Annotated in this window: 8 protein-coding genes and 2 pseudogenes; 4 read left to right on the forward strand and 6 right to left on the reverse strand. The window is 75.8% G+C overall.

The window, feature by feature from the left end:
* Positions 1 to 259 (reverse strand): annotated as a pseudogene (locus tag ABD317_RS28440) (methyltransferase); the annotation flags it as partial.
* A 187-nt stretch (positions 260 to 446) separates the two neighbouring features.
* Here ABD317_RS28440 and ABD317_RS28445 point away from each other — a divergent pair.
* Positions 447 to 797, forward strand: coding sequence for a VOC family protein (locus ABD317_RS28445; protein ID WP_344293352.1), 351 nt, complete (start codon positions 447 to 449; stop codon positions 795 to 797).
* 50 nt (positions 798 to 847) lie between these two features.
* Here the strand turns inward: ABD317_RS28445 and ABD317_RS28450 are convergent, their stop codons facing one another.
* Positions 848 to 1,702 (reverse strand): LuxR C-terminal-related transcriptional regulator, encoded by an 855-nt coding sequence (locus ABD317_RS28450; RefSeq protein ID WP_344293354.1) that lies wholly within the window; start codon positions 1,700 to 1,702, stop codon positions 848 to 850.
* 130 nt (positions 1,703 to 1,832) lie between these two features.
* Between ABD317_RS28450 and ABD317_RS28455 the strand changes: the two genes are divergently transcribed.
* Genes ABD317_RS28455 through ABD317_RS28465 form a run of 3 tightly spaced genes read left to right on the forward strand, consistent with a single transcriptional unit; the run spans position 1,833 to position 5,918 of the window.
* The gene (locus ABD317_RS28455) at positions 1,833 to 3,518 is read left to right on the forward strand and encodes an AMP-binding protein (protein WP_344293356.1); all 1,686 of its coding nucleotides are present in this window, start codon (positions 1,833 to 1,835) and stop codon (positions 3,516 to 3,518) included.
* Entirely contained in the window at positions 3,515 to 5,131 is a 1,617-nt protein-coding gene (locus tag ABD317_RS28460; RefSeq protein ID WP_344293358.1) for an AMP-binding protein, read from the forward strand. Before ABD317_RS28455 ends, ABD317_RS28460 begins: the two co-directional genes overlap by 4 nt.
* A 28-nt stretch (positions 5,132 to 5,159) precedes the next feature.
* A complete protein-coding gene (locus ABD317_RS28465; protein WP_344293360.1) occupies positions 5,160 to 5,918 on the forward strand; it encodes an MBL fold metallo-hydrolase in 759 nt (252 codons plus the stop codon).
* A 46-nt stretch (positions 5,919 to 5,964) separates the two neighbouring features.
* Here the strand turns inward: ABD317_RS28465 and ABD317_RS28470 are convergent, their stop codons facing one another.
* The 4 genes and pseudogenes from ABD317_RS28470 to ABD317_RS28485 all read right to left on the reverse strand — a co-directional run.
* A complete protein-coding gene (locus tag ABD317_RS28470; RefSeq protein WP_344293362.1) occupies positions 5,965 to 6,969 on the reverse strand; it encodes an MsnO8 family LLM class oxidoreductase in 1,005 nt (334 codons plus the stop codon).
* 24 nt (positions 6,970 to 6,993) lie between these two features.
* On the reverse strand, positions 6,994 to 7,704 hold the full coding sequence (locus ABD317_RS28475; RefSeq protein ID WP_344293364.1) for a response regulator transcription factor: 711 nt from the start codon (positions 7,702 to 7,704) through the stop codon (positions 6,994 to 6,996).
* 78 nt (positions 7,705 to 7,782) lie between these two features.
* On the reverse strand, positions 7,783 to 9,201 hold the full coding sequence (locus ABD317_RS28480) for a histidine kinase (RefSeq protein ID WP_344293366.1): 1,419 nt from the start codon (positions 9,199 to 9,201) through the stop codon (positions 7,783 to 7,785).
* Positions 9,202 to 9,313: 112 nt separating this feature from the next.
* Positions 9,314 to 9,756: pseudogene (locus ABD317_RS28485) on the reverse strand (hypothetical protein); the annotation flags it as partial.

The raw sequence follows: 9,756 nt of genomic DNA on the forward strand, positions 1-9,756 counted from the left end.
CGGCCGGGCGCCGGCCGCGGCGGGCCGAGCGGCGGTCGATGCGGCGGCCCAGCGCGGCGTGGAGCTGCCGCCCGCCGTGGTAGTCGCCCCGCCACAGGACGGCCGTGCCCTCGCACACCAGCCGGTACGCGATGTCGGCGCACATCCGGTCGTCGGCGGTGACCACCCGCCCGGGCGGCGGGGTGCCGCCCACGCTGTACCAGCGGGCGCTCCGCGCGCGCCCGTTCGCGATCCAGGTCAGGTTGGGAATGTCCGCCACAGTGACATTTTCCCGCCCGGCCGCGGCGGCGTCGCCCCCGGGGAGGCCTGTGCTGCCGTGCGCCCCCCGACGCACGGGTGCCGCCGTCCCGGCCCGGCGGTGCGCGGCGTGCCGCACGAGTGCGCCCCCGACGCGCGGACCGCCGCCGTGCGGCGGGGTGTCACAGCCGGCCGGTAGCCTCCGCGGCATGAGCATCCGACGGGTCGTCCCCGACATCAGGACCGGGTCGTTCGAGGCCAGCCGCGAGTTCTACGGGCGGCTGGGCTTCGAGGAGGTGATGAACCTGGGCTGGGTGATGGCGCTGGCCGCGCCCGACAACCCCACCGCGCAGCTGATCTTCATGGACCGGGACGCCGCCGCGCCCGTGGAGCCGGACATGAGCATCGAGGTCGGGGACGTCGACGCGGCGCACGCGGCGATGCGCGCCGCGGGCGCGGACGTCGTGTACCCGCTGACCGACGAGGAGTGGGGCGTGCGGCGGTTCTTCGTCCGCGACCCCAACGGCCGGGTGGTCAACGTCGTCGAGCACCGCGGCTGACGCACCCCGGGGCACCCGGCGGCGCCGTGCCGCGGCACCCCCGGGCGGGCTCAGGGCAGCAGGCCCGCCCGGCGCGCGGCGGTGACCGCCTCCAGCCGGGTGTGCGCCCCGAGCTTGCGCATCGCCGACCGCAGATAGCTCTTCACCGTCTCCGGCCGCAGCCCCAGCCGCTCGCCCGCCGCCGCGTTCGTCGCCCCGGTCGCCACGCACGCCAGCACGTCCAGCTCCCGCGGCGCCAGCACCGTGCGTTCCGCCCCGGCGCCGGCGGGCGGGGCCACCGTGACGGCCGCCGCAGCCAGCCGGTCGCAGAGGGCCAGCAGCTCGGCGCGCAGCTCGTCATCGGCTATCCGCGGCGCCAGCGTGCGCAGGTCGCGGTGGGCCGTGCGGACGTTCTCCCAGGCCGCCGGGTCCGCCGCCCGCTGCGCGGTGGGCGTGGCGACGGCGAGCAGCCGGCGGGCCTCGTCGCGTACGGCGAGGGTCTGCTCCAGGTGGCGCGCCGTCTCCACCGCCGCGTTCAGCGACCGGTCGCCCAGCGGCAGCGAGTCGCGCAGCGCGCCGTAGAGCACCGCCCGCACCCGGCCGCTGACCACGACGGGCACCGCCAGCACCGAGCGCAGCCCCTCGGCGCCCACCGGGCCGTCGTACTCGTGGCTGATGGCGCGGGACGAGGTGTAGTCGGTGACCGCGCAGGGCCGGGAGAAGGCGATGGCCTTCCCGCCCAGCCCGTTGCCCGTGGCGACCCCGAGGCCCTGCAGGGACAGCGTCACCGTCCCGCTCAGCTCGCTGATCCGCAGCTTCCGGCCGCCGTCCGTGAGCAGCCCGCCGAAGGCGACGGGCACTCCGCCGGCCCGGCGCAGCCGGGCCAGCGCGCCGCGCACCTCCGCTGCGTCCGCGGTCTCCGGCATGTCGCTCGCTCCCTGGTGCTGACGGGTGTCGCCGGCGGGGCCGGCGTCAGGCCACCCCCGTACGGGGGTAGTGAGGCGTACGTCACTCGCAGCACGATGCTAGCGAGCCGCCGCCGTACGAGGAGGACATGTGACGGCACCGAATCCGACCGCGGACTTCCGGTCGGCGCGGGACTTCCTGCTGCGGCAGCGGGAGGATTACGCCGCCGCCCGCGCGGGCTTCTCCTGGCCCAGGCCGGAGCGCTTCAACTGGGCACTCGACTGGTTCGACGCCATCGCCGCGGACAACGACCGCACGGCCCTCCACATCGCGGAGGAGGACGGCCGGGAGACCAAGCTGACGTTCACCCGAATGAGCGAGCGCTCGAATCGGGTGGCGAACTGGCTCCGCGCGCAGGGCGTGCGCGCCGGCGACCGCATCGTCGTCATGCTCGGCAACCAGGCCGAGCTGTGGGAGACCGCGCTCGCCGCGATGAAGCTGCGCGCCGTCGTCATCCCCGCCACCCCCCTCCTCGGCCCGATCGACCTCGCCGACCGCATCGGGCGCGGACGGGCCCGCCACGTGCTCGTACGGGCCGCCGACGAGGCCAAGTTCGCCGACGTGCCCGGCGACTACACCCGCATCTCCGTCGGCGGCGGGGGCGGCGGGGGCTGGCTCGCCTACGAGGACGCGTACGAGGCCTCCGCGGTGTTCGTGCCGGACGGCCCGACCGCCGCCGACGACACCCTGATGCTGTACTTCACCTCCGGCACCACGGCGCGCCCCAAGCTGGTCGAGCACACCCATGTCTCGTACCCGGTCGGCCACTTGGCCACGATGTACTGGATCGGCCTCCGCCCCGGCGACGTCCACCTGAACATCTCCTCGCCCGGCTGGGCCAAGCACGCCTGGTCCAACCTCTTCGCGCCCTGGAACGCGGAGGCGACCGTCTTCCTGCACAACTACACGCGCTTCGACGCCGGCGCGCTGCTGGCCGCCATGGACCGCGCCGGCGTGACAACTTTCTGTGCCCCGCCCACCGTCTGGCGGATGCTCGTCCAGTCCGACCTGAGCACGCTCGCGCATCCGCCGCGCGAGGCCGTCGCCGCAGGTGAACCCCTCAACCCGGAGGTCATCGAGGCCGTGCGGCGGGCCTGGAACCTGACCGTCCGCGACGGCTTCGGCCAGACCGAGACCGCGGTGCAGATCGCCAATCCCCCGGGCCAGCCCGTCAAGCTGGGGTCCATGGGCCGTCCCACTCCCGGATACGACGTCGTGCTCCTGGACCCCGTCAGCGGTGCACCCGCCGACGAAGGGGAGATCTGCCTCGACCTGACCGAGCGCCCCGTGGGCCTGATGACGGGGTACGAGGGCGACGCGGAGCGCACCGCCGAGGCCATGGCCGGCGGCTACTACCGCACCGGCGACATCGGCGCGCGCGACGCCGAGGGCTACCTCACGTACATCGGCCGCGCCGACGACGTCTTCAAGGCGTCCGACTACAAGATCTCCCCCTTCGAGCTGGAGAGCGCGCTCCTGGAGCACGAGGCGGTCGCCGAGGCCGCCGTCGTGCCCGCGCCCGACCCGCTGCGGCTCGCCGTGCCCAAGGCGTACGTCGTGCTCGCCGCCGGCTGGGAGCCGGGCCCCGCCGCGGCGAAGGCGATCTTCGCGCACTCCCGCGCCGTGCTCGCCCCCTACCAGCGCGTCCGGCGGCTGGAGTTCGCCGACCTGCCCAAGACCGTCTCCGGCAAGATCCGCCGCGTGCAGCTGCGCGAGGCTACGGCAGCAGGATCAGCCGGATCCGCCGACGAGTACCGCGAGGAGGACCACACATGACCGCAGAGTCGTCCTACACCGGGGGCACCGGCACCACGGCGCTGCTGGGGGACACCATCGGGGCCAACCTGGACCGTGCCATCGCCGCCCACCCGGACCGTGAGGCCCTCGTCGACGTGCCCTCCGGCCGGCGCTGGACGTACGCGGAGTTCGGCGCCGCCGTCGACGAGGTGGCGCGCGGGCTGCTCGCCCGCGGCGTCGCCAAGGGCGAGCGCGTCGGCGTCTGGGCGGTCAACTGCCCGGAGTGGGTGCTCGTGCAGTACGCCTCGGCCCGTATCGGCGCGGTGATGGTCACCATCAACCCCGCCTACCGGGTGCACGAGCTGGAGTACGTCCTCAACCAGTCCGGCATCTCGCTGCTGGTCGCCTCGCTGGCGCACAAGGCCAGCGACTACCGGCGGATGGTCGAGCAGGTGCGCGGCAGCTGCCCGGCCCTGCGCAACGTCTTCTACATCGGCGACGCCGGCTGGGGCCGGCTGATCGAGGCCGGCCGCACGGTGCCCGCGGAGCGGGTCCGCGAGCGCGAGGCGATGCTGTCCTGCGACGACCCGGTCAACATCCAGTACACCTCCGGCACCACCGGCTTCGCCAAGGGCGCGACCCTGTCCCACCACAGCATCCTCAACAACGGCTTCTTCGTCGGCGAGACGCTGGGCTACACCGAGCAGGACCGGATCTGCATCCCCGTCCCGTACTACCACTGCTTCGGCATGGTGATGGGCAACCTCGCGGCCACCAGCCACGGCGCCTGCATGGTCATCCCCGGCCCGTCCTTCGACGCCGCCGCCACCCTCGCGGCCGTCGAACAGGAGCGCTGCACCTCGCTGTACGGGGTGCCGACGATGTTCGTCGCCGAGCTGGGCCTGCCCGACTTCGCCCTGTACGACCTGACGTCGCTGCGCACCGGGATCATGGCCGGCTCGCCGTGCCCGGTCGAGGTGATGAAGCGGGTGGTCAGCGAGATGCACATGGCGGAGGTGACCATCTGCTACGGCATGACCGAGACCTCCCCGGTCGCCACCCAGACCCGGCGTGACGACGACCTGGAGCGCCGCACCGCCACCGTCGGCCGCGTCCTGCCGCACGTCGAGGTCAAGGTCGTCGACCCGGTCACCGGCGTGACCGTGCCGCGCGGCACGGCCGGCGAGCTGTGCACCCGCGGCTACAGCGTCATGCAGGGCTACTGGGAGCAGCCCGAGCGCACCGCCGAGGTGATCGACGCCGGCCGCTGGATGCACACCGGCGACCTGGCGCGGATGCGCGACGACGGCTGCGTGGAGATCGTCGGCCGGATCAAGGACATGATCATAAGGGGCGGCGAGAACGTCTACCCGCGCGAGATCGAGGAGTTCCTGCACGCCCACCCCAAGATCGCCGACGTGCAGGTGGTGGGCGTGCCGGACGAGACGTACGGCGAGGAGATCCTCGCCTGTGTGATCCTCAGCGACCCCCGGCACGCGCTCTCCCGGCGCGAGCTGGCCCACTACTGCGAGAACCGGCTCGCGCACTTCAAGATCCCGCGGCATCTGCGGATCATGGAGGAGTTCCCGACGACGGTCAGCGGGAAGGTGCGGAAGATCGAGCTGCGGGAGCAGTTCAGTGCTGCGGAATAGCCGCGGCCCGCGGGTCCTTGGCACTGCCATGACGATCTTGCACTACGTCGGCGGCCCCACCGCGCTGCTCCGGCTCGGCGGGGTCCGCCTGCTGACCGACCCGACGTTCGACCCGCCCGGCGAGTACCCGGTCGCGAGCGGGCGGCTGGTGAAGACCGCCGGCCCGGCGCTCGCGCCGGCCGACCTCGGCCCGGTCGACGCGGTGCTCCTCTCCCACGACCAGCACGCCGACAACCTCGACCGGGCCGGCCGCGAGTGCGCCGCCGCCGCGCCGCTCGTGCTGTCCACCGCCTCGGCGGCGGCGCGGCTGGGCGGGCCGGTGCGGGCGCTGCCGGCGTGGGAGTCGTACACCGTCGGCGGCCGGCCACCGGTCCGCGTCACCGCGGTGCCCGCGCTGCCGGGACCGCCCGGCAGCGAGCCGCTGACCGGCGAGGTCACCGGCTTCGTCCTCACCGGCGAGGAACTGCCCACGGTCTACGTCAGCGGCGACAACGCCTCCCTCGACGTGGTCCGCACCATCGCCGCCCGGCTCGGCCCCGTGGACATCGCCGTGCTCTTCGCCGGCGCCGCGCGGACCCCGCTGCCCGGCACCGGGCACACCACGCTGACCAGCGAGCACGCCGCCGCGGCCGCGGCCGTGCTCGGGGCGCACGACGTGGTGCCGCTGCACTTCGAGCACTGGGGGCACCTCACCCAGGGCGCCGAGTCGCTCGTCGCCGCCTTCGAGGCGGCGGGGCTCGGCCACCGGCTGCGGCTGCCGCGGCCGGGTGCGGCGGTGGAGCTGTAGCGGCGGCAGTACCGGCGGCGGGCCGGCCGGCCCCTGCGTGCGCCGGTCAGCCCGCCCCCGGCGCCGGGATCCTCAGCTCCGCCAGCCGCCGGAAGGACTCCAGCCGGGCGTCCTCGTCGGGGGTGTGCAGCGAGACCAGCAGCTCGTCGGCGCCGCTGCGCGCGACCAGGTCGCCGAGGGCCGCGGCCACCTGCTCGTCGGTGCCCGACACCTGGGACTGCCGGGCCTCGTCGAGATAGCGGGCCTCGCGTTCGGTGAGCGTGCGGGACCGTATCTCCGCCGCCCGGGCCAGCGGCGGGAACGTGCCGCGGGTGCGCGACCAGACCGTCGCCCACGCCTCCGGCAGCAGCAGGTCGGCGGCCAGCTCCGCGGAGTCGGCCACCGCGGCGGCGACCGCCACCACCACGTACGGCCGCGCCTCCGGCCCCGAGGGCGCGAAGGCCGACCGGTAGCGCTCGACGGCCCGCAGCAACTTCTCCGGCCGCCGGCCCGCGCCGATCACCAGCGGCAGCCCGTGCGCGGCGGCGATGTCCGCGCCGCCGTCCACCGCCAGCACGTACGCGGGCACCCGCAGCCCCTCCGCCGGCACGGCGTGCACCCCCGGATACGCCGGCTGCGCGCCCTCGAACCAGCGCAGCAGCTCCGCGAGCGCGTCCCCGAAGTCCGCGGCGTCCGCGGTGCCGTGGCCGAGCGCGCGCCGGATGCCGTCGGTGAACCCCAGCGAGCGGCCCAGGCCCATGTCGATGCGGTCCGGGAACAGCGAGCCCAGCACGCCGAACTGCTCGGCGACGACCAGCGGCCGGTGGTTGGGCAGCATCACCCCGCCGGTGCCCACCCGGATCGTCGACGTGGCGGCGGCGACGGCCGCGGCCAGCACGGTCGGCGCGGAGCCCGCGACACCGGGGACGCTGTGGTGCTCGGAGACCCAGAAGCGGCGGTATCCGTACCCCTCCGCCCGCCGCGCGAAGCGGACGGTGCGGCGCAGCGCGTCGGCCGGGTCCTGGCCCTCGTGCCGCAGGGACCGGTCGAGCACGGCGAGGGGGATGTCCATGATCCGTACAACACCGCGGACGGCTCAGGATTCCCCGGCGTCGTGGACGAGCAGGGCGATCTGCACCCGGTTGTTGAGGTCCAGCTTGGTGAGGATGCGCGAGACGTGCGTCTTCACGGTGGGCACGCTCATGTACAGCTCGGCGGCGATCTCGGCGTTCGACCGGCCGCGGCCGACGGCCACCGCCACCTCCCGCTCGCGCTCGCCGAGCGCCGCGAGACGGCGGCGGGCCCGGCCCGTGCGCTCCTCGGCCTCCCCGGGCCCGGCGGCCTCGCCCCCGGCGACCTGCGTGATGAGCTGCTGGAGCACCGCCGGCGACAGCACGGGCTCGCCGGCGGCGACCTTGCGCACGGCCGCGACGATCTCCCCCGGCGGGGTGTCCTTGAGCACGAACCCGGCGGCCCCGGCGCGCAGGGCCCGCAGCACGTGCTCGTCGGTGTGGAACGTCGTCAGCACCAGCACCTCCGGCGGGTCCGCGCGTCGCCGCAGCGCCTCCGTCGCGGCCAGCCCGTCGAGCCGCGGCATGCGGATGTCCATGAGCACGACGTCGGGCGCGTGCGCGGCCACGAGCGCCGGCACCTCGCTGCCGTCGGCGGCCTCGCCGACGACCTCGACGTCGTCGGCGCCGCCGAGCATCAGCCGCAGCCCGGCCCGTACGAGGGGGTCGTCGTCGACGAGCAGCACGGTGACGCCTGCGGGGTCGCCCCCGGCGGGGTCGGCGGTCTGGTCGGGCACGCGCCCACCCTAACGGGGCGGAGCCGGAGGAGCCGGCCGGCGGGTCGGGCCGCCGGCCGGCCTGTCCGGGGCGGGGGCTCATTCCGTACGGGGCGGGCGGCCCCAGGGAAGCCAGGCGCGCAGCTGGAACGTGTCGTCGTCGACGCCGTGCGTGAGCCGGCCGCCGGTGAGCGCGGCGCGTTCGGTGAGCCCGATGAGCCCCTGTCCGGCGCCGGGGATGGGGGCCGTGCCGCCGGTGGCGTGCACCGGGTCGTCGGGTGCGGGGGCCGGGCGGGGTGCGGGCGTGCCGTTCGGGCCGCGGCCGGCGGCGCCCGGTTTCGGATCGGCCGCGGGGTGCCGGCCCGTTGCGGTCCGGCCGCCCGCCGGCGCACCGGGGTCGCGTCCGCCGACCAGGGACCCGGTCACCGCGGACCGGCCGCTGCCGAGGAGGGCCGCGCCCGGCAGCGGGTTGCGCACCTCCACCGTCAGCCCCGCCTCCGGGCCGCCCCTCAGCGTCACCGCGACCTCCGTGCCCGCCGCATGCTTGCGCGCGTTGGTCAGCCCCTCCTGCACGATGCGGTACGCGGTGCGCCCCGTCGCGGCCGGGACCGCCTCCGCCGCATCGACGTCCTGCGTGTACGCGACCCGCATGCCCGCCTCGCCGGCCTCCGCCACCAGCCGGCCCACGTCCCGCAGCGTCGGCTGCGGACGCCCGGCGCCCGCACCCGCGGCCGGGTCCGCGGCTGAGTCCGCGCCCGCGGGTGCCCGCAGCACGCCGATCACGTCCCGCAGATCCTGCAGCGCCTCGTGCGCGCTGTCGCGGATCACGCCCGCCGCGCGGGCGACCTCCGCGGGCGGGGCGCCCGGGTTGAACTCCAGCGCCCCCGCGTGCACGCTCAGCAGCGACAGCCGGTGCGCCAGCACGTCGTGCATCTCCCGTGCGATCTCCTCCCGCGCCCGCCGCTGCGCCTGCCCCGCGCGCAGCGCCGCGTCGGCCTCCGCCTGCTCGGCGCGCTCCCGCAGCGAGGCGACGAGCTGGCGCCGCGAGCGCAGGTACAGGCCCCCGACCATGGCCGCCGTGACCAGCGCGAAGTACGCCACCCCCGCACCGGTGCGCGGGTCCTCCGGGTCCGGCGTGGCGGCGATGAACCCCACCAGCCGGGTGAGGACGAGGGCCGCGATCCACCCGGTGGCGCGCGGCGGGCGGTGCGCCGCGACCGTGAAGACCGCCACCAGCGTGGGGCCGATGTAGAAGTGGCCGAAGGAGTCGGCGACGAGCATCGCCACCGCGAGCGGCACCGGCCAGCGGCGCCGCAGCAGCAGCGCGAGGCAGGCCACGCCGGCGGCGACCGCCTCGGCGAAGAGCACGTTGTCCGAGACCCCGGCGCCGTCCTCCGGGAGCACCGAGTCGGCGGACAGGAAGGAGAAGGCCCCGGCGAAGAGGACGAGGCCGGCGTCGGCGAGCCGGTCCCGGCGGGTGCGGCCGGCGGCGCGGGCCTCGGGGGCGGTACGGGGCATACCGGCCAATCTACGGTCACCCGCCCGGCGCGGGGCCTTCCGCGGCCGGCGTCGAGACCTTCGTACGACCCCGGCGGCCCACCCCCATACTTTGGTTCCCCCGCCCGTCCGCTCAGCGGGCCTGCGCGGCGCCCGTGCGGATCAGGTCGTCCGCGGGGGCGTTGACCGGCTGCGGAGTGCCCGTGAGGTCCATCACGTACAGCGGGAGGCGCAGTTCGTCCGCCCGGGCGCGGGCGTCGCGGGTGTAGCCGGCGAGGGCGAAGAAGACGGCGAGCGCCGAGGCGTTGAGGCCGCTGAGCCACACGCACTCGACGTCCCGCCGCGGCATCGGCGTCGTGGTCGGGTCGACGTGGGCGACCACGCCCGCGCCGCGCACGTCGACGCCGGACGCGGGCCGGTCCTCGTTCGTGGCCAGGTCCGTGAAGCCCAGCCAGCGCAGGTACCGCGTCGCCGCCGTCATCGCGTCGGCGGAGGTGCGGATGGTCACCGGCCGGAACGCGGGCCGCCGCAGAGGGGCCGCACCCGGGCGGGCCGGGCCGTCCGGGCCGTCCGGGC

Source organism: Streptomyces synnematoformans, from assembly GCF_039531005.1.
GTDB lineage: Bacteria > Actinomycetota > Actinomycetes > Streptomycetales > Streptomycetaceae > Streptomyces > Streptomyces synnematoformans.